This window comes from Streptomyces sp. NPDC041784 (assembly GCF_055591025.1).
On sequence record NZ_JBVJAB010000003.1, the window covers coordinates 407,573 to 426,089 of the forward strand.

The window sequence follows — 18,517 nt, forward strand, 5'->3', positions numbered from 1 at the left end:
GACCCCGTCATGACCGAGAGCACCACCATCCGCTGGGAACAGGACCGCACCGGCCTCGTCACCCTCGTCCTCGACGACCCGGACCAGTCCGCGAACACCATGAACGCGGCGTTCCGCGCCTCCCTCGCCGCGGTCACCGACCGCCTGGAGGCCGAGAAGGACTCCATCCGCGGCATCATCGTCACCTCCGCCAAGAAGACCTTCTTCGCCGGCGGCGACCTGCGCGACCTGATCCGTGTCACCCCCGAGACCGCCCAGGAGCTGCTCGACGGCGGCCTGGAGATCAAGCGCAACCTGCGCCGTATCGAGACCCTCGGCAAGCCCGTCGTCGCCGCCCTCAACGGCGCCGCCCTCGGCGGCGGCTACGAACTCGCCCTCGCCTGCCACCACCGCATCGCCCTCGACGCCCCCGGATCGAAGATCGGCTGCCCCGAGGTCACCCTCGGCCTGCTCCCCGGAGGCGGCGGCGTCGCGCGCACCGTCCGGCTGCTGGGCATCGCCGACGCCCTCCTGAAGGTCCTCCTCCAGGGCACCCAGTACAGCCCCCGCAAGGCGCTGGAGAACGGCCTGATCGACGACGTGGCCGCCACCCCCGAGGAACTGCTCGCCAAGGCCCGCGCCTTCGTCGACGCGCACCCCGAGTCGCAGCAGCCCTGGGACCGGCCCGGCTACCGCATCCCCGGCGGCACCCCCGCCAACCCGAAGTTCGCCGCCAACCTGCCCGCCTTCCCGGCCACCCTGCGCAAGCAGACCAACGGCGCCCCCTACCCGGCCCCGCGCAACATCCTGGCCGCCGCCGTCGAGGGCGCCCAGGTCGACTTCGAGACCGCGCAGGTCATCGAGGCCCGCTACTTCGTCGAACTCGCGGCCGGCCAGACATCGAAGAACATGATCCAGGCGTTCTTCTTCGACCTCCAGGCCGTCAACTCCGGCGTCAGCCGCCCGAAGGGCGTCGAGCCCCGGCAGGTGCGCAAGGTAGCCGTCCTGGGCGCCGGGATGATGGGCGCCGGCATCGCCTACTCGTGCGCCCGCGCGGGCATCGACGTCGTCCTCAAGGACGTCTCGGCCGAGGCCGCCGCCAAGGGCAAGGGCTACTCCGAGAAGCTCTGCGCCAAGGCCGTCGCCCGGGGCCGTACGACCCAGGAGAAGGCGGACGCGCTGCTCGCCCGCATCACGCCCACCGCCGACCCCGCCGACCTGGCCGGCTGCGACGCCGTCATCGAGGCCGTGTTCGAGGACACCTCCCTCAAGCACAAGGTCTTCCAGGAGATCGAGCACATCGTCGACCCCGACGCCCTGCTCTGCTCCAACACCTCCACGCTCCCCATCACCGCCCTCGCCGAGGGCGTGGAGCGCCAGGAGGACTTCATCGGCCTGCACTTCTTCTCACCGGTCGACAAGATGCCGCTCGTCGAGATCATCAAGGGCGAGCGCACCGGCGACGAGGCGCTCGCGCGCGCCTTCGACCTGGTCCGGCAGATCAAGAAGACCCCGATCGTCGTCAACGACTCGCGCGGCTTCTTCACCTCCCGGGTGATCGGCCAGTTCATCAACGAGGGCGTCGCCATGGTCGGCGAGGGCATCGAGCCCGCATCGATCGAACAGGCGGCGGCCCAGGCGGGCTACCCCGCCAAGGTGCTGTCCCTGATGGACGAGCTGACCCTCACCCTCCCGCGGAAGATCCGCCGCGAGTCGAAGCAGGCCGTCGAGGAGGCCGGCGGCACCTGGACGCCGCACCCCGCCGAGGCCGTCATCGACCGCATGGTCGACGAGTTCGACCGCCCCGGCCGCAGCGGGGGAGCGGGCTTCTACGAGTACGGCGAGGACGGCGGGCGCGGCGCCCTCTGGCCGGGGCTGCGCGAGCAATTCACGCGCGCGGGCGCCGAGATCCCCTTCCGGGACATGCAGGAACGCATGCTCTTCGCGGAGGCCCTCGACACCGTCCGGCTCGTCGAGGAGGGCGTCCTGACGTCCGTCGCCGACGCCAACATCGGCTCCCTCTTCGGCATCGGCTTCCCCGGCTGGACCGGCGGCGTGCTCCAGTACATCAACGGCTACGAGGGCGGCCTCGCCGGGTTCGTGGCACGCGCGCGTGACCTCGCCGAGCGCTACGGCGACCGCTTCACCCCGCCCGCGCTGCTGGTCGAGAAGGCGGAGCGGGGGGAGACCTTCACGGACGCCCGCTGACCCACCGCACCGCACCGGACCCCGTGACCCGTCGAGGGCCCACGGGGTTCGGTCAGCCCTCCGCCGGGGGCTCCGTGAGCCACTGCCGCAGCTCGTCGCGCAGGGACCGCTGGAAGGTCGTCAGCAGGGCCTGCACCACGAGTGGATGCACATGGGCGGTCAGCGACTTCACGTCCCGGGCGTCCCGCTCGGCCACCGCCTCCCGCAGCAGCCGCGACAACTCGTGCGCCGCCGCCCGCGAGTGCTCGATCAGCGTCGCACGGGCCGCCAGGATCACCTCCGGCGACAGCGGTACGTCGAGCAGCCGCACCCCGAGCGGGAGCAGCCCGGAGTCGACACGGTAGGAACCGTCGGGGGTCGCCTCGACGACGTCCATCGCCGCGAGCTGGTCGAGGTCCCGCTCGGACAGCGGCCGGCCCGCCCGGCGCCGCAGCTCCTGCGGGGTGACCGTCTCCACGGTGTCCGGCGCCCAGGACGCCACGACCGCGCGGTGCAGGGCGAGACCGTGCGCGTCCACGTCCGGCGGCAGCCCGCCCAGGTAGCGCTCGATCGCCGCCAGCGTCATCCCCTGTTGCTGGAGCTCCTCGATCAGCGCGAGCCGCGCGAGGTGCTGCGGACCGTAGTGCCCCACCCGGCGCGGACCGATCACCGGCGGCGGCAGCAGACCCCTGGTGCTGTAGAAGCGGACCGTCCGCACCGTGACCCCGGCCCGCGCGGCCAGCTCGTCGACCGTGAGGTCCGGCTCCTCGGTCTCGATCGTCATGTGCAGCAGTATCGCTGTCCCACCGGTGCTGTGACACCCGCGACGATCAGGACGCGAGCCGTGTGAGAAGCAACGCTCTGTGACATGGGCCACCGCATGATCGCGGAATGTCCTGGAAAGCTGCCCCCTTGGTCCGCGCCCCTACAGGGAGCCGCGGGCCCTGAGAGTACGGACACCCGGCCGCACGACGGCCGGGCGCACCAGAGAGTGGAACCACCCGTGAGCAAGGACACCGTGCGCACGGCCGAAGTCGCCGCCCACCCCCAGGCGACCGCGACGCCCGCGGACGCGGGCGACGCCGGCTACAGCAAGGACCTCAAGCACCGCCACGTCAACATGATCGCCATCGGTGGCGCCATCGGCACCGGCCTCTTCCTGGGCGCCGGAGGACGCCTCCACAACGCCGGCCCCGCGCTGGCCATCGCCTACCTGATCTGCGGCGTCTTCGCCTTCTTCGTGGTGCGCGCCCTCGGCGAGCTGGTCCTCTACCGGCCCTCATCCGGCTCGTTCGTGTCGTACGCGCGCGAGTTCCTCGGCGAGAAGGGCGCCTACGTCGCCGGCTGGATGTACTTCCTGAACTGGTCGACCACCGGGATCGCCGACATCACCGCGATCGCGCTCTACACGCACTACTGGAGCATGTTCACGAGCATCCCCCAGTGGGTGCTGGCCCTCATCGCGCTCGCCGTGGTCCTGGCGGTGAACCTGATCTCGGTGAAGATCTTCGGCGAGCTGGAGTTCTGGTTCGCGATCGTCAAGGTCGCCACCCTCGTCGCCTTCATGTGCGTCGGCATCTTCCTGCTGGCCACCCAGCACGAGGTCGGCGGCCAGACCCCCGGCCTGCACGTGGTCACCGACAACGGCGGCGTCCTGCCGCACGGTCTGATGCCGGTCGTCCTCGTCATGCAGGGCGTGATCTTCGCGTACGCCGCGCTGGAGCTGGTCGGCGTCGCGGCCGGCGAGACCGCCGAGCCGGAGAAGGTCGTTCCGCGCGCGGTGAACTCCATCATGTGGCGCGTGGGCCTCTTCTACGTCGGCTCCGTCGTGCTGCTCGCGCTGCTGCTGCCGGGCTCGGTCTACTCGGCCGACGAGAGCCCCTTCGTCACCGTCCTGTCGAAGATCGGCGTCTCGGGCGCCGGTGACGTGATGAACCTCGTGGTCCTCACCGCCGCCATGTCCTCGCTGAACTCCGGCCTGTACTCCACCGGCCGCATCCTGCGCTCCATGGCCATGTCGGGCTCGGCCCCGAAGTTCACCGCGCGCATGAACCGCAGCCAGGTCCCCTACGGCGGCATCCTGCTGACCTGCGCCGTCTGCGTGCTGGGCGTCGGACTGAACTTCCTCATGCCGGGCCAGGCGTTCGAGATCGTGCTGAACATCGCCTCCCTCGGCATCATCAGCACCTGGGTGATCATCATGATCTGCCACCTCGTCTTCGTCCGCCGCGCCAGGGCGGGCCTGGTCGAGCGGCCCTCGTTCCGGCTGCCCGGCAGCCCGGTCACGGAGATCGTCACGATCGCCTTCCTGCTCGCCGTCCTCGGCCTGATGTGGAACGACCCCGAGGTCGGCCGCAAGACCCTCCTGCTCATCCCGGTCATCGGACTCGCCCTGGTCGGCGGCTGGTTCGCGGTCCGCCGCCGGGTCTCCCGGACCGCGGACCGCGAGCTGTCCCAGCTCGTGAAGTAGCAGCCGGAGCCACTGTCAGTGGCATCGCCTACGGTGGCGTCATGTCGGAGATCACGTACGTCCGGGGTGACGCCACCGTTCCGTCGGTGAAGGGCGTCAAGGTGATCGCCCATGTCTGCAACGACATCGGGGGCTGGGGGAAGGGCTTCGTCCTGGCCCTCTCCCGGCGCTGGCCGCAGCCGGAGCAGGCCTACCGCGCCTGGCACCGCGAGCGTGCCTCCAACGACTTCGGCCTGGGCGCGCTCCAGCTCGTCCAGGTGAAGCCCGACGTCTGGGTCGCCAACATGGTCGGCCAGCGCGGCATCCGGACGGGCAGCAAGGGCGTCCCCGTACGCTACGACGCGATCGACACCGCCCTGGCCCGCCTCGCCGACCGGGCGCTCGAACTCGGCGCCTCCGTGCACATGCCACGGATAGGCTGCGGTCTGGCCGGCGGCAAGTGGTCCCGCGTCGAACCGCTCGTCACCGAGCGGCTGGTGCGCCGGGGCGTCGCGGTGACGGTGTACGACCACGGGGAGGGGTAGCGCATGCGGGAGGACATCGACGTCCTGGTCCTGGGCGGGGCCGGCGTGGACACCATCGTGTACGTACCGGAGTTGCCGCTCCCGTACGCCGACAGCTACATGATCGACAGCGGCATCCGCAGCCGCGCCGGGCAGACCGGCGACTTCGTCGCCCTGGGCCTCGCCGCCCTCGGCCTGCGCACCCACCACCTGGACTTCCTGGGCGACGACCCGGAGGGCGACCTGGTCCGCGCCCTGCACGAGAAGCACGGCATCGCCCTCACCGCCGTACCGCAGCCCCTCGGCACCAAACGCGCGGTCAACCTGGTCGGCCCGGACGGCCGCCGGCTGTCCCTGTACGACACCAGCCGCGCCCACCCCGGTGACCGCTTCCCCGAGGACACCCTGCGCCTGCTGGCCGGCGCGAGCCGCCACGCGCACGTGTCCCTGACCCAGCCCTGCGCCGACGCCCTGCCCGTGCTGCGCGGCACGGGCATCACGCTCTCCACCGACCTGCACGACTGGGACGGCGAGAACCCCTACCACGAGCCCTTCGCGTACGCCGCGGACGTCGTCTTCGTCTCCGCCGCCGCCCTCCCCGACCCCGCGGCGACCATGCGCCGCGTCGCCGCACGCGGCCGCGCCGGGATCGTCGTCGCCACGGCCGGGGCGGCGGGCGCCCACCTCCTGGCCGACGGTGAACTGACCCACGTACCGGCCGCCGTACCGCCCGCACCGGTGGTGGACTCCAACGGCGCGGGCGACGCCTTCGCCGCCGCCTTCCTCTACGGCCTCCTCCGCGGCGAGCCACCGCGCAGATGTGCCGAGTTCGGCGCGGCGGCTGGGGCCTACGCGTGCACGGTGCCGGCCACGGAAAGCGCCGCCCTGTCCCACGACGCCCTCCTCGCGGCGGTGCCCGACCGGTCGTCTCGCCGGTAGCGGACCGGCCGCGCTACTTCCGCCGGGCGGCGGTCAGTCCGATCGCGCCGACGATGGCCAATGGCGCGCCCAGCAGGCTCAGGATCGGCACGCCGGCGATCAGGCCGATGCCGACCCCCAGTGCCCCGACGCCGGTCAGCACCCGCCACAGCCCCTCGTTGCTCTGTGCGCCCGCCATGACCTCTCCCCCTTCTCTCCGCGATTCCTTCACCCCGTGTTACCCACAACGGCCTTGAGTCAGACGGAAGTTCGGAATTCGAAGAGCCGTTCGGCGTGGTCGGTCAGTGCGCGTGCACCCCGTTCGTCGCCGCGATCTTCTTCCACGACCTCGGCTCCACCGGAGCGGCCGAGGCCGCCGCGAGGGACGCGGTGCGCGCGGCGGACGCCGACGGCTTCGACGGCTGGAACAGCCATGTGTCGAACAGCGCGCCCAGTGCCCTCCCGGACACCTCCTCGGCATAGCGCCGGAAGTCCGCGACGGTCGCGTTGCCGTGGGCGTACCGCTGCGGCCAGCCCTTCAGGACGGTGAAGAAGGCATCGTCACCGATCTCGTTGCGCAGCGCCTGGAGGGCCAGCGCGCCCCGGTCGTAGACGGCGATGTGGAACTGGTTCTCCGGACCCGGATCCCCGGGCCTGACCTGCCAGAACGGATCGTCGGCGGGACGGGAGGCGTACACGTGGTCGGCGAGTTCCTGGGCCGTGCCCTCGCCCTCGTGCTCGGACCACAGCCACTGCGCGTACCGCGCGAAGCCCTCGTTGATCCAGATGTCCTTCCACCCGGCGACGGACACCAGGTCGCCGTACCACTGGTGGGCCAGCTCGTGCACGACCACCGAGGTGTTCGAGCCGTTCGCGAACTGCCGCGGGCTGTAGTAGGGCCGGGTCTGCGTCTCCAGCGCGTACCCGGTGGTCGTGTTCGGTACGTATCCGCCGAGCGCGTTGAAGGGGTACGGCCCGAAGTACCCGCTCAGCCAGTCGGCGATCTCCCCGGTCCGCTCGATGCTCGCCCGCGCCGCGCCGGCGTCGGCCCCCAGGTCCTTGCTGTACGCGTTGACGACCGGGATGCCGCTCTCGGTGGTGCCGGTGGTGAGATCGAACCTCCCCACCGCCAGCGTGGCCAGATAGGTGGCCTGCGGCTTGTCGGAGCGCCAGGAGTACCGGGTCCAGCCGAGCCGGGAGACCGCCGACCGGAGCGTGCCGTTGGAGATCGCCTGGGTGCCGTCGGGCACCTGCACGGACACGTCGTAGGTGGCCTTGTCGAGCGGGTGGTCGTTGCTGGGGAACCACCACCAGGCCGCCTCGGGCTCGTTGGCGCCGACCCCGCCGTCCGGAGTGCGGTGCCAGCTGGTGAAGCCGTACGCCTGCTTGGACGAAGGAATCCCGCGGTAGCGCACCACGACCGTGGCGGCCGTGCCCTTCGCCAGCGGTGTCCTCGGTGTGATCTCCAGCTCGTGCTCGCCCGAGGCCGCGAAGGCCGCCTTGACGCCGTTGACCCGCACCTCATCGACGTCCAGCAGGAAGTCCAGGTCGAACCGCGACAGATCCTGGGTGGTCCGTGCCAGGATCGTCGCCGTCCCCTCCAGTTCGTCCGTGGCCGGCTGGTACTTCAGCCGCAGGTCGTAGTGGGAGACGTCGTAGCCGCCGTTGCCGTAGGCCGGGTAGTAGGGGTCGCCGATGCCCGGGGCGCCGGGGGAGACGCTCGCGGCCGACGCCGGGATCGCCAGCAGGACGGACGCGGCGGCGAGTGCGCCCGGCGCGATGAGTCTGGGGTGCACGAGAACTCCAAGTCGTAGGGACACGCAGTCTGTTGGGAGCCTAGGAACTCCCTGTGCCCCAGCATCCGCCGACGGCCCCGCTGTCACACGATCGCCATTCGGCCGTCATGACCGAACCACTCCCATGGACGTCATCCGGCCACAGGCGGCGCACAGCGGCCCTCTTCTGCGCGGGAGTTGACCCCGGTAGCGTCCCGCGCATGCCGACACGCATGCGCTTCACGATCTGGAGACCGTTCACGGCAGCCGCCGTCACCCTCCTGGTGGCCGCCTTCCTCACGCCGGCGGTGGCCCACGGCACCCCGCGCGAGAGCCGCCCCGTCCACTCGTACGAGAACGCGATCCGCGAGGCCGTCTGGGTCGACACCGGGCTCGACGGCGACGGCGACGGAAGGACGGACCGCGTCGCCGTCGACATCGTCCGCCCCCGCGAACCGGCCGCACAGGGCCGCAAGGTGCCCGTCATCATGGACGCCAGCCCCTACTACTCCTGCTGCGGCCGCGGCAACGAGAGCCAGCGCAAGACGTACGACGCGAACGGCGCCGTCGTCCAGATGCCGCTGTTCTACGACAACTACTTCGTGCCGCGCGGCTACGCCGTCGTCGGCGTCGACCTGGCCGGCACCAACCGCTCCGACGGCTGCGACGACGTCGGCGGCCGCTCCGACATCCTCTCCGCGAAGGCCGTCGTCGACTGGCTGAACGGCCGCGCCGAGGCGTACACCACCCGCACCGGCACCACGACCGCCGAGGCGGACTGGACCAACGGCAGAACCGGCATGATCGGCAAGAGCTGGGACGGCACCATCGCCAACGGCGTCGCCGCCACCGGAGTGAAGGGCCTGCGGACGATCGTCCCGATCGCCGCCATCTCCTCCTGGTACGACTACTACTTCCAGCAGGGCGCCCCGCTCTATGACTCCGGCCCCGACCGGCTCTCGAACTACGTGAACAGCCCCGACGCCCGCGCCAGGTGCGCCGCCGTCCAGAAGCGGCTCGTCGACGAGGCCCCGCGCACCGGCGACCTGACCTCCCTGTGGGCCGAGCGCGACTACGTCGCCGACGCCCGCAAGGTGAAGGCGAGCGTGTTCGTCGTGCACGGCCTCCAGGACCTCAACGTCCGCGCCAAGCACTTCGGCCAGTGGTGGGACGCGCTCGCCAAGAACGGCGTCGACCGCAAGATCTGGCTCTCCCAGACCGGCCACGTCGACCCCTTCGACTTCCGCCGCGCCGACTGGGTCGAGACCCTGCACCGCTGGTTCGACCATGAACTCCTCGGCTACGACAACGGCATCGACCGCGAGCCGACGGCCGACATCGAACGCCACCCCGACCAGTGGGTCACCTCGAAGGTCTGGCCGCCGCGCGGCACCCGGGCCACGACCCTGCGCCCGGCCACCGGGACCCAGCCGGGCGTCGGCACCCTCGGCCTGCGCAAGGGCACCGACACCGAGACCCTCACCGACGACCCGCGCCTCGGCGAGACCGACTGGGCCGCGCGGATCGACACCCCGACCCCCGACAAGGCCGGATTCGTCACCGGTCCGCTCACCCGCGACCTGCGGCTGTCCGGCTCCTCCCGGGTCACCGTCACCGCCACCCCCACCACCCCGACGGCCCATCTGAGCGCCGTCCTCGTCGACGTCGGCCCGGACACCATCCGCGACTACGCGGCGAGCGGCGAGGGCATCACCACGCTCACCGACCGCACCTGCTGGGGCGCGAGCACGACCGGCGACAGCGCCTGCTTCAAGGAGACGCGGGCGACGACGGCCGACGTCGGCTTCACGGTCCTCAGCCGCGGCTGGGCCGATCTCGGCACCTGGGCCGACCCCGGCAAGGGCGTCCCGCTCACTCCGGGCCGGGCGTACACGATCACCCTCGACCTGGCGGCCACCGACCACGTCGTCCCGGCCGGCCACCGCCTCGCGCTGATCGTCGCGGGCACCGACAAGGACCTCATCGACCCGCCCGCCGACACCCCGACCCTCACCGTCGACCTGTCCCGCACCTCGGCCCGGGTCCCGTTCGTCGGCGGCGCCCGGGCCTTCGCCGCCGCCACGGCCGGGGCGACGGCGGCCCGCACACCCGACACCGGACGCCTGGACGGCGTACGCACACCACCCGAGCCGTACCGGATCCCGTAGCGCTCCGACAGGCCCAGGAAGAAATGGCTCAGGAGGAGGTGGCCAGCGCGGCCGCCTCCTCCGCGCATCCCCAGGCCACCGTCACCCCCGCCCCGCCGTGCCCGTAGTGGTGGACCAGCGGCCGTCCGTCCGGCAGGGCCGTCCGCTCCAGGCGCACCGCGTCGCGCACCGGCCGCAGCCCCACCCGGTGCTCCAGGATCCGCGCCCCTGCCACCTCCGGCCGCAGCGCCGCACACCGCCCTACGATCGCCTCGGCCACGGCCGGGTCCGGGTCGAGCGACCACACGTCGTCCTCGGCCGTGCCGCCCAGCAGCAGCCGGCCCGGCTGCGGGAACAGGTACGCCATCCCGCCGTCGGGAGCGGTGGCGACCAGCCAGGTGTCGACCCCCGGGTTCTCCACGACGACCAGCTGCCCGCGCACGGGCCGCACCGACGCGTCCCCCACCAGCTCCCGGGCGCCCAGGCCCGTGCAGTTGACGACGACCGGCGCGTCGGCCTCCGCCAGATCGGTCACCGCGCGCTCCTCGACCGAGCCGCCCGCCCGCAGCAGCCGCTCCCGCAGCCACGGCAGATGCACCGCCATGTCGATCAGCGGCAGCCGCGCCCATACGGCGCTCCCGGCGCCGTACTCCAGGGCCGTGGCCCGGCGCAGCACCGGCAGCCGCCCGGCCGCCCAGCTCTCCACGTCCGCCAGGTCCGTGTCGCCCATGGCCCCGTCGACCAGGCGCACCCCGGTCTCCGCGGGCCGCTCGGCCAGCCTCGTGTACACCTCCAGCGAGCGCAGCGCCCACGCCTGAGCCGCCGCGACCGGCTCTATGTGGTACGGCCACCACAGGGCCCCGGCCACCGCCGAGGTGGTCCGTTCCACCGGGTCGCGGGTCCAGACCCGCACCCGCCGGCCGCGCTCGGCGAGGACCACCGCCGTCGCCAGTCCGACGACCCCGCCGCCGACCACGATCACTTCGCCGTTCGACCGAGTGTCCACGCCGGGACGGTAGCCGAACGGACGGTGATCGGCGAGGCCGCGACGGAGGAACGCGGGCCGCTAGGATCTACGATCTGATGACTGCCACCCTTGTCGCCAAGAATCTCGCCGCCGGGCACGGCGACCGCTCCCTCTTCTCCGGGCTCGACCTCGTGGTCGCCCCCGGTGACGTGATCGGGCTGGTCGGTGCCAACGGCGCGGGCAAGTCCACCCTGCTGCGGCTGCTCGCCGGGCTCACCGCGCCCGAGCAGGGCGACCTGCGGCTCTCCCCGCCGACCGCGACCGTCGGCCATCTGCCGCAGGAACCGGAGCGCCGCCCCGGCGAGAGCGTCCGGGACTTCCTCGCCCGCCGCACCGGCGTCGCCGAGGCGCAGCGGGCCATGGACGAGGCGACCCAGGCGCTGGTCGACGGGGCGCCGGGCGCGGACGACGCGTACGCGACGAGCCTGGAGCGCTGGCTCGACCTCGGCGGCGCCGACCTCGACGAACGGGCCGAGGAGGTCGCCGACTCCCTCGGTCTGGGCGTCGGCCTCGACCAGCCGATGACGTCCCTCTCCGGCGGCCAGGCCGCCCGCGCGGGCCTCGCCTCCCTCCTGCTCTCCCGCTACGACGTCTTCCTCCTCGACGAGCCCACCAACGACCTCGACCTGGACGGCCTGGAGCGCCTCGAGCGCTTCGTGACCGGCCTGCGCGCCGGCACCGTCGTCGTCAGCCATGACCGCGAGTTCCTCACCCGCACCGTCACCAAGGTCCTCGAACTCGACCTCGCCCAGCAGCGGATCAACCTCTACGGCGGCGGCTACGACGCCTACCTGGAGGAACGGGACGTCGCCCGCCGGCACGCGCGCGAGGACTACGAGGAGTACGCCGACAAGAAGGGGGCCCTTCAGGAGCGCGCGCAGACGCAGCGCTCCTGGATGGACAAGGGGGTGAAGAACGCGCGCCGCAAGGCGGCCAACGACAACGACAAGATCGGCCGCAAGTTCCGCAGCGAGGCCAGCGAGAAGCAGGCCGCGAAGGCCCGGCAGACCCAGCGCATGATCGAGCGCCTGGAGGTCGTCGAGGAACCCCGCAAGGAGTGGGAGCTGCGCATGGAGATCGCCGCCGCGCCGCGCTCCGGCGCGGTCGTGGCCACCCTGCGGGACGCCGAGGTACGGCGCGGTGACTTCACCTTCGGCCCGGTGACCCTCCAGATCGACTGGGCCGACCGGGTCGCGGTGACCGGCGCGAACGGCGCGGGCAAGTCCACCCTGCTCGGCGCGCTGCTCGGCCGGATCCCGCTGGACGCCGGGCACGCGGCCGTCGGCTCGGGCGTCCTGGTCGGGGAGGTCGACCAGGCACGCAAGCTGTTCCATGGCTCGGAGTCCCTGCTGGACGCGTTCTCCGCAGCCGTACCCGACACCGAACCGGTCGAAGTCCGAACCCTGCTGGCCAAGTTCGGCCTGAAGTCGGACCATGTCATGCGCTCGGCGGTCACCCTGTCACCCGGCGAACGCACCCGTGCCGCCCTCGCCCTCCTCCAGGGCCGGGGCGTCAACCTCCTCGTCCTCGACGAGCCGACCAACCACCTCGACCTCCCGGCCATCGAGCAGCTGGAGTCGGCCCTCGACGCCTACGAGGGCACGCTGCTCCTGGTCACCCACGACCGGCGCATGCTGGACGCGGTCCACGTCACCCGCCGACTGGAGGTCGCGGACGGCAAGGTGACGGAGCGCTAGCCGGCGGCCTCGCGGGCGGCGCGCTCCACCCGCTCGCGGTGGTCGGCCCACCAAGCCGTGTCCTTCTCGGGCGTGTTGACACCCCGGGCCCGCTGTCCGACCGCCCCGTCGAGCAGCTCCCGCACGATGTCGGCGTGCCCCGCGTGCCGCTGGGTCTCGGCGGTCATGTGGGTGAGGCTGTGGTGGAGCGTGAGTTCGACCGTGCCCCCGGGGATCGTGCCGACCGCGTCCAGCGGCAGCGCCGCGATCGTCTCGTCGGCGTGCGCGCAGGCCCGCCGGTAGAGGCCGACGATCTCCTCGCGCGTCTCGTCGGGCCGCGCCCACAGGTCCGCGTTCGGTTCGGCGTCCCCGGTGATCCACAGCGGTGTCCCCGCGAAGGGCCGCCCGTAGGTCGCCCCGAAGTACAGCGCCTCGGCGCCGGCCAGGTGCTTGACCAGGCCCAGCAGATTCGTGCCCGTGGGTGTCATGGGCCGGCGCACGTCGTACTCCGGCAGCCCGTCGAGCTTCCACAGCAGCGCGTCGCGGGCGTCCTGGAGATACGACTGAAGGTCCGCCTTGGGATCATGTCCGGTCGTCATGCGATCAGTCTGGTGATCACACGATCCCCGGCAACCGGATTTCCGGCAGCCGTATTTCTGGCGGCGGAACGGCCGGGTGGCACAGCGGCAGAGCCGCGCACGCGGGCCGGGTCCCGGTGGCGCACCACCGGGACCCGGCCCGTTCGCTCAGCCCCGGCCCTTCTTCGGGTCGAGCAGGCCCGCCTTGCGCAGCGCGTCGGCCATCGCGCTGTTGGCCGGCGGCGGCGCCTGGCGCGAGCCGCCGCCACCGCCCCCGCGCTGACCGCCGTTCCCGCCGCGCTGCCCGCCCTGCTGCCGCTGCTGCGGCGGACGCCCGCCGCCCCGCTGCGGCCGGCCGCCGCCGGAGGACCGGTCCTGGCCCTGCGGGGCCGCCTCGTCGTCGAGCCGGAGCGTCAGCGAGATCCGCTTGCGCGGGATGTCGACGTCGAGGACCTTCACCTTGACGATGTCACCCGGCTTCACCACGTCCCGCGGGTCCTTGACGAACGTCTTCGACAGCGCGGAGACATGCGCCAGGCCGTCCTGGTGGACGCCGACGTCGATGAACGCCCCGAAGGCCGCCACGTTCGTCACGACCCCCTCCAGGACCATCCCGGACGCCAGGTCGGAGATCTTCTCCACGCCCTCCTTGAAGGTGGCCGTCTTGAAGGCGGGCCGCGGGTCGCGCCCGGGCTTCTCCAGCTCCTTGAGGATGTCGGTGACGGTCGGCAGACCGAACGTCTCGTCCACGAAGTCGCCCGGCCGCAGCGAGCGCAGGACGCCCGTATTGCCGACGAGCGCGGCCACCTCCTGGCCGGAGGTCTTCACCATCCGCCGCACCACCGGGTACGCCTCCGGGTGCACGCTGGACGCGTCCAGCGGGTCGTCACCGCCCCGGATCCGCAGGAAGCCCGCGCACTGTTCGTACGCCTTGGGGCCGAGCCGCGCCACGTTCTTCAGCTGCGTACGCGCCCTGAAGGGGCCGTTGGCGTCGCGGTGCGCCACGATGTTCTCGGCGAGCCCGGAGGTGATGCCGGACACGCGCGCGAGCAGGGGCGCCGAGGCCGTGTTCACGTCCACGCCCACGCCGTTCACACAGTCCTCCACCACCGCGTCCAGCGAACGCGACAGCTTCACCTCGGACAGGTCGTGCTGGTACTGCCCGACGCCGATCGACTTCGGGTCGATCTTCACCAGCTCGGCGAGCGGGTCCTGGAGCCGGCGCGCGATGGACACCGCGCCGCGCAGCGACACGTCCATGTCGGGCAGCTCCTGCGAGGCGAACGCGGAGGCCGAGTACACGGAGGCGCCCGCCTCGGACACCATCACCTTGGTGAGCTTCAGCTCGGGGTGCTTCGTGATCAGCTCACCGGCGAGCTTGTCGGTCTCGCGGGACGCCGTGCCGTTGCCGATCGCGACCAGCTCGACCGCGTGCTCCCTGGCCAGCCGGGCCAGCTTGGAGATCGCCTCGTCCCACTTGTTGGCCGGAACGTGCGGGTAGATGACGTCCGTCGCGACGACCTTGCCGGTCGCGTCGACCACGGCCACCTTCACACCCGTACGGAAGCCGGGGTCCAGGCCCAGCGTCGCGCGCGTGCCGGCCGGGGCCGCGAGCAGCAGGTCACGGAGGTTCGCGGCGAACACGTTGACCGCCTCGTCCTCGGCGGCCGTGCGCAGCCGCAGCCGCAGGTCGATGCCGAGGTGGACCAGGATCCGGGTGCGCCAGGCCCAGCGGACCGTGTCCGTCAGCCACTTGTCGCCGGGCCGGCCGCGCTCGGCGATCCCGAACCTCGACGCGACGATCGGCTCGTACGACGACGGGCCGGGCTGCTCGGAGGGCTCCTCCGGCTCCAGGACGAGGTCGAGGACCTCCTCCTTCTCGCCCCGCAGCATGGCCAGGATCCGGTGCGAGGGCAGCTCGGTGAACGGCTCGGCGAAGTCGAAGTAGTCGGCGAACTTGGCGCCCGCCTCCTCCTTGCCGTCCCGCACCTTGGCGGCCAGCCGGCCGCGCACCCACATGCGCTCGCGCAGCTCGCCGATCAGGTCGGCGTCCTCCGAGAACCGCTCGGTGAGGATCGCCCGCGCGCCGTCCAGCGCGGCCTGCGGATCGGCGACACCCTTGTCGGCGTCGACGAACGCGGCCGCCGCGGCCAGCGGCTCCACGCCCGGGTCGCCGAGCAGCCCCTCCGCGAGGGGCTCCAGGCCCGCCTCACGCGCGATCTGCGCCTTCGTCCGCCGCTTGGGCTTGTACGGCAGGTAGATGTCCTCGAGCCGGGCCTTGGTCTCGGCGCCGCGGATCTGCGCCTCCAGCGCCTCGGTGAGCTTGCCCTGCTCGCGCACCGACTCCAGGATCGCCGTCCGCCGGTCCTCCAGCTCCCGCAGGTAGCGCAGCCGCTCCTCGACCGTGCGCAGCTGCGCGTCGTCGAGCATCTCGGTCGCTTCCTTGCGATAGCGAGCGATGAACGGCACCGTGGAGCCGCCGTCCAACAGCTCCACGGCGGCTCTCACCTGCCGCTCCCGTACGCCGAGCTCCTCGGCGATCCTGCCTTCGATGGACCCTACGAGGGGTGTCGTCACGATCCCGTACCGCCTTCTTGACTGGAGGTTGCGCGGCAATTGTGGCAGGTGGCAGCGACACTCGGGGATCAGGGCGCGTGCATCAGGCCCGGCGGCTCCTCGTGGATCCCGAGGCCCCGCCGAAGAGCCGGGCCAGCGCCCGGAAGGGCAGCGTCACCACGGTGGCGATCGCGCCACCGATCTGGCGCAGTACGTCTGCGATCGCACGGAGCACAGGTTTCCCCTTTCCTCTGCCGGTCGCGGCGGTCGCCGCGGCCCGGGAGGTCCGGGTACCTCGAAAAGGTCAGGTCATGCGGTGCGCCGGGGCGGAAAGGGCGGGGACCGGGTCCGCCGCGGAGCGGCTCGGGCCGGCCGCCTCACCCCGGCGCGGGACCTGCCGTCATCCCGGGACGGTCCAGGTGAAGCGCGGCTCGCGGCGCTCCAGGAACGCGGTGACGCCCTCCGCGGTGTCGCCGCTGGCGCGGGCCTGTGCCGCCCAGTGGGCGTCGCGGTCCGTGCGGCCGTCGGCGAACTCCTTCGCGGCGGCCTGCGTCAGCTGCGAGCGCGACACCAGTACCTGGGTGAACTCCGCGACCCGCTTGTCGAGTTCGTCGGCGGGCAGCACCTCGTCGACCAGGCCGGTGCGCAGCGCCCGTTCCGTGTCGATCAACTCGCCCGAGAACAGCAGGTACTTGGCGGCGCCGGGACCGACCAGGGACACCAGCCGCCGGGTGGCGGACGCCGGATAGACGATGCCGAGCTTGGCCGGGGTCACCCCGAACAGCGCGCCCTCCTCGGCGAACCGCAGGTCGCACGCCGCCGCGAGCTGCGCGCCCCCGCCCACACAGTGCCCCTTCACGGCGGCCAGCGTCGGCTTGGGGAACGCGGCGAGGGCCTCCTCGGCCCGTACCGCCAGTCCCTGCGCCTCGTCCGGCGAGCTCTGGAGCGTGGAGATGTCGGCCCCCGCGCAGAACGTTCCGCCCGCGCCCGTCAGCACCAGCACCCGCACCTGCGGATCGGCGGCCAGGGTGTCCAGCAGCGGCGGCAGCGCCGCCCACATCGCGGCGGTCATGGCGTTGCGCTTCGCCGGGTGGTGCAGGACGACGGTGGCGACCCCGTCGGTGACGCCGTGCAGCAGTTCGGGCTCCATGGCCCGGATGCTAGCTCCCGCGCCGCGCCCACGAGCACGGCGCCCCGGGGACGAAACGGACGAGGGGGCCGCCGCACCCGTACAACCCGAAGAGTGCGCGAAGGCGGCATGGCCGGGACAGGAGCGGTCGCGCACAGGGCGGTTTCCTGCCTGAACGGTCGGAAACGAGCGATAATCGCTGACTTCTGTTCAGTCATCCGGAGGAGAGTGTCTCGATACCAACACTCGACGTGTGGTGACAATCGAGCGCGAGGGTGGCGACCGGACGATGGACAACCACGGGCGCGGGCCCGACCCACGCCCAGCTGGCGGCGCGGACACACCTCCCGAACTCCGGAACGTGCCGAGACCGCTGCCCTACGAGGGTGTCTGGCGGTTCACCGCCGCCGCCGTGGACGCCTCGGTCCCGCAGGCCCGGCACGCGGTGCGGGACCTGCTCCACCGCCAGGGGGTGCCCGCTTCGGACGATCTCGTCCAGGGGCTTCTGCTGATCGTCTCCGAGCTGGTGACCAACGCCGTACGGCACGCGGCGGTGCTGTCGCCGGTGCTCACGGTGGAGGTCGCCGTCGGGGCCGAGTGGGTGCGGGTGTCCGTGGAGGACAACCACCCCTACCGCCCGACCGCCCTGGAGGCCGACCACGGCCGTACGGGCGGCCGGGGACTGCTCCTGGTGCGGGAGATCGCCAGGGAGGCGGGCGGGGTGTGCGACGTCGAGCACACGGCGAGCGGCGGCAAGGTGATCTGGGCCGCCCTGCCGCTCAAGCCCCTGCGGGTGCCCTGACCCGAGCCCCCGCGGCCGCTCCGAGGATCACCAGCCGGCCGACGGCCCCGTCAGCTCCCGCACGGCCGGACGGGCCGCGTCCAGCACGGTCATGAACCAGGCCGAGAACGTGTCCTTCGCGTGCCGCTCCGCCAGCTCGGCCGGGGTCACGAAGGCCGTGTCGCCGACCTCCTCCGGGTCCGGCCGCAGCGTCGACTGCACCATGCCGACGAACAGGTGGTTGTACTCCTGCTCCACCAGGCCCGACGCCGGGTCCGGGTGGTTGTAGCGGACCGTGCCCGCCTCGGCGAGCAGCGTCGGGGACACGCCCAGCTCCTCGAACGTACGCCGCGCGGCCGCCGCGAACGGTGCCTCACCGGGGTAGGGGTGACCGCAGCACGTGTTGGACCACACACCGGGGGAGTGGTACTTGCCGAGCGCCCGCTGCTGGAGCAGCAGCCGGCCCTGCTCGTCGAAGAGGAACACCGAGAAGGCTCGGTGCAGTCGCCCCGGCGGCTGGTGGGCGGCGAGCTTCTCCGCGGTGCCGGTGGTCACGCCGTTCTCGTCGACCAGCTCCAGCAAGATCGCTTCCGCGGTGCCGTCCGACGAGCTGTGCTTCGCGGTGGCAGGTGTGATCGGCATACCCATCCTTAGCATCGGTCCTCGCGTCCCCAGTCTGCCGTACGCGTCCGGCGCTCCCGGCACTTCGCGCCAATGCGCGCATGTCCCGCGCACGGCGACCGGGCCCCGTACGTGATCTTGCCCGGCGTCGTGGGCGGAGAACCTTCCAG

Annotated in this window: 16 protein-coding genes; 7 read left to right on the forward strand and 9 right to left on the reverse strand. The window is 72.3% G+C overall.

The window, feature by feature from the left end; translation table 11 throughout:
- Window positions 1–9: 9 nt before the first annotated feature.
- A complete protein-coding gene (locus ACZ6D7_RS08535) occupies window positions 10–2,187 on the forward strand; it encodes a 3-hydroxyacyl-CoA dehydrogenase NAD-binding domain-containing protein (RefSeq protein ID WP_469485514.1) in 2,178 nt (725 codons plus the stop codon).
- 52 nt (window positions 2,188–2,239) lie between these two features.
- Here ACZ6D7_RS08535 and ACZ6D7_RS08540 read toward each other — a convergent pair whose 3' ends face one another.
- A complete protein-coding gene (locus ACZ6D7_RS08540; protein WP_469485521.1) occupies window positions 2,240–2,950 on the reverse strand; it encodes a MerR family transcriptional regulator in 711 nt (236 codons plus the stop codon).
- Between the two features lie 219 nt (window positions 2,951–3,169).
- Between ACZ6D7_RS08540 and ACZ6D7_RS08545 the strand changes: the two genes are divergently transcribed.
- Genes ACZ6D7_RS08545 through ACZ6D7_RS08555 form a run of 3 tightly spaced genes read left to right on the forward strand, consistent with a single transcriptional unit; the run spans window position 3,170 to window position 6,078 of the window.
- A complete protein-coding gene (locus ACZ6D7_RS08545; protein ID WP_469485526.1) occupies window positions 3,170–4,636 on the forward strand; it encodes an amino acid permease in 1,467 nt (488 codons plus the stop codon).
- A 41-nt stretch (window positions 4,637–4,677) separates the two neighbouring features.
- Window positions 4,678–5,160: a macro domain-containing protein gene (locus ACZ6D7_RS08550; RefSeq protein ID WP_469485529.1), complete on the forward strand. Its 483-nt coding sequence runs from the start codon at window positions 4,678–4,680 to the stop codon at window positions 5,158–5,160.
- Between the two features lie 3 nt (window positions 5,161–5,163).
- Entirely contained in the window at window positions 5,164–6,078 is a 915-nt protein-coding gene (locus ACZ6D7_RS08555) for a PfkB family carbohydrate kinase (RefSeq protein WP_469485532.1), read from the forward strand.
- Window positions 6,079–6,091: 13 nt separating this feature from the next.
- Here the strand turns inward: ACZ6D7_RS08555 and ACZ6D7_RS08560 are convergent, their stop codons facing one another.
- Both ACZ6D7_RS08560 and ACZ6D7_RS08565 read right to left on the reverse strand, forming a co-directional pair.
- Window positions 6,092–6,256 (reverse strand): hypothetical protein, encoded by a 165-nt coding sequence (locus ACZ6D7_RS08560; protein WP_469485535.1) that lies wholly within the window; start codon window positions 6,254–6,256, stop codon window positions 6,092–6,094.
- A 103-nt stretch (window positions 6,257–6,359) separates the two neighbouring features.
- Window positions 6,360–7,853: a M1 family metallopeptidase gene (locus tag ACZ6D7_RS08565; protein ID WP_469485537.1), complete on the reverse strand. Its 1,494-nt coding sequence runs from the start codon at window positions 7,851–7,853 to the stop codon at window positions 6,360–6,362.
- A 200-nt stretch (window positions 7,854–8,053) separates the two neighbouring features.
- Between ACZ6D7_RS08565 and ACZ6D7_RS08570 the strand changes: the two genes are divergently transcribed.
- A complete protein-coding gene (locus ACZ6D7_RS08570; protein ID WP_469485539.1) occupies window positions 8,054–10,000 on the forward strand; it encodes a Xaa-Pro dipeptidyl-peptidase in 1,947 nt (648 codons plus the stop codon).
- 28 nt (window positions 10,001–10,028) lie between these two features.
- On the opposite strand, the gene ACZ6D7_RS08575 is transcribed toward ACZ6D7_RS08570, so the two are convergent.
- On the reverse strand, window positions 10,029–10,985 hold the full coding sequence (locus ACZ6D7_RS08575) for an FAD-dependent oxidoreductase (RefSeq protein ID WP_469485542.1): 957 nt from the start codon (window positions 10,983–10,985) through the stop codon (window positions 10,029–10,031).
- A gap of 77 nt (window positions 10,986–11,062) precedes the next feature.
- Here ACZ6D7_RS08575 and ACZ6D7_RS08580 point away from each other — a divergent pair, with 77 nt between their 5' ends.
- Window positions 11,063–12,703 carry an ABC-F family ATP-binding cassette domain-containing protein gene (locus ACZ6D7_RS08580; RefSeq protein WP_469485544.1) on the forward strand — a complete coding sequence of 547 codons (1,641 nt, stop codon included), beginning with the start codon at window positions 11,063–11,065 and terminating at the stop codon, window positions 12,701–12,703.
- Here the strand turns inward: ACZ6D7_RS08580 and ACZ6D7_RS08585 are convergent.
- The 4 genes from ACZ6D7_RS08585 to ACZ6D7_RS08600 all read right to left on the reverse strand — a co-directional run bounded on the left by ACZ6D7_RS08585 (window position 12,700) and on the right by ACZ6D7_RS08600 (window position 16,966).
- A complete protein-coding gene (locus ACZ6D7_RS08585) occupies window positions 12,700–13,281 on the reverse strand; it encodes a DinB family protein (protein WP_469485547.1) in 582 nt (193 codons plus the stop codon). The genes ACZ6D7_RS08580 and ACZ6D7_RS08585 overlap by 4 nt on opposite strands.
- 147 nt (window positions 13,282–13,428) lie before the next feature.
- Window positions 13,429–15,837 (reverse strand): Tex family protein, encoded by a 2,409-nt coding sequence (locus tag ACZ6D7_RS08590; protein ID WP_469485551.1) that lies wholly within the window; start codon window positions 15,835–15,837, stop codon window positions 13,429–13,431.
- 82 nt (window positions 15,838–15,919) lie between these two features.
- On the reverse strand, window positions 15,920–16,051 hold the full coding sequence (locus ACZ6D7_RS08595) for an LPFR motif small protein (protein WP_469485554.1): 132 nt from the start codon (window positions 16,049–16,051) through the stop codon (window positions 15,920–15,922).
- A 165-nt stretch (window positions 16,052–16,216) separates the two neighbouring features.
- A complete protein-coding gene (locus tag ACZ6D7_RS08600) occupies window positions 16,217–16,966 on the reverse strand; it encodes an enoyl-CoA hydratase/isomerase family protein (RefSeq protein ID WP_469485557.1) in 750 nt (249 codons plus the stop codon).
- Between the two features lie 268 nt (window positions 16,967–17,234).
- On the opposite strand from ACZ6D7_RS08600, the gene ACZ6D7_RS08605 reads away from it, so the two are divergent.
- Entirely contained in the window at window positions 17,235–17,747 is a 513-nt protein-coding gene (locus tag ACZ6D7_RS08605) for an ATP-binding protein (RefSeq protein WP_469486033.1), read from the forward strand.
- Between the two features lie 27 nt (window positions 17,748–17,774).
- Here ACZ6D7_RS08605 and idi read toward each other — a convergent pair whose 3' ends face one another.
- Window positions 17,775–18,368 carry an isopentenyl-diphosphate Delta-isomerase gene (gene idi / locus ACZ6D7_RS08610; RefSeq protein WP_469485560.1) on the reverse strand — a complete coding sequence of 198 codons (594 nt, stop codon included), beginning with the start codon at window positions 18,366–18,368 and terminating at the stop codon, window positions 17,775–17,777.
- Window positions 18,369–18,517: the final 149 nt, after the last annotated feature.

Excerpts from the sequence above, each read along its gene's own strand:
- ACZ6D7_RS08535 (WP_469485514.1), top strand. The coding sequence starts at position 10 with ATGACCGAGAGCACCACCATCCGCTGGGAACAGGACCGCACCGGCCTC.
- ACZ6D7_RS08540 (WP_469485521.1), bottom strand. The coding sequence starts at position 2,950 with ATGACGATCGAGACCGAGGAGCCGGACCTCACGGTCGACGAGCTGGCC.
- ACZ6D7_RS08550 (WP_469485529.1), top strand. The coding sequence starts at position 4,678 with ATGTCGGAGATCACGTACGTCCGGGGTGACGCCACCGTTCCGTCGGTG.
- ACZ6D7_RS08555 (WP_469485532.1), top strand. The coding sequence starts at position 5,164 with ATGCGGGAGGACATCGACGTCCTGGTCCTGGGCGGGGCCGGCGTGGAC.
- ACZ6D7_RS08560 (WP_469485535.1), bottom strand. The coding sequence starts at position 6,256 with ATGGCGGGCGCACAGAGCAACGAGGGGCTGTGGCGGGTGCTGACCGGC.
- ACZ6D7_RS08570 (WP_469485539.1), top strand. The coding sequence starts at position 8,054 with ATGCCGACACGCATGCGCTTCACGATCTGGAGACCGTTCACGGCAGCC.
- ACZ6D7_RS08580 (WP_469485544.1), top strand. The coding sequence starts at position 11,063 with ATGACTGCCACCCTTGTCGCCAAGAATCTCGCCGCCGGGCACGGCGAC.
- ACZ6D7_RS08585 (WP_469485547.1), bottom strand. The coding sequence starts at position 13,281 with ATGACGACCGGACATGATCCCAAGGCGGACCTTCAGTCGTATCTCCAG.
- ACZ6D7_RS08600 (WP_469485557.1), bottom strand. The coding sequence starts at position 16,966 with ATGGAGCCCGAACTGCTGCACGGCGTCACCGACGGGGTCGCCACCGTC.
- ACZ6D7_RS08605 (WP_469486033.1), top strand. The coding sequence starts at position 17,235 with ATGGACAACCACGGGCGCGGGCCCGACCCACGCCCAGCTGGCGGCGCG.
- idi (WP_469485560.1), bottom strand. The coding sequence starts at position 18,368 with ATGCCGATCACACCTGCCACCGCGAAGCACAGCTCGTCGGACGGCACC.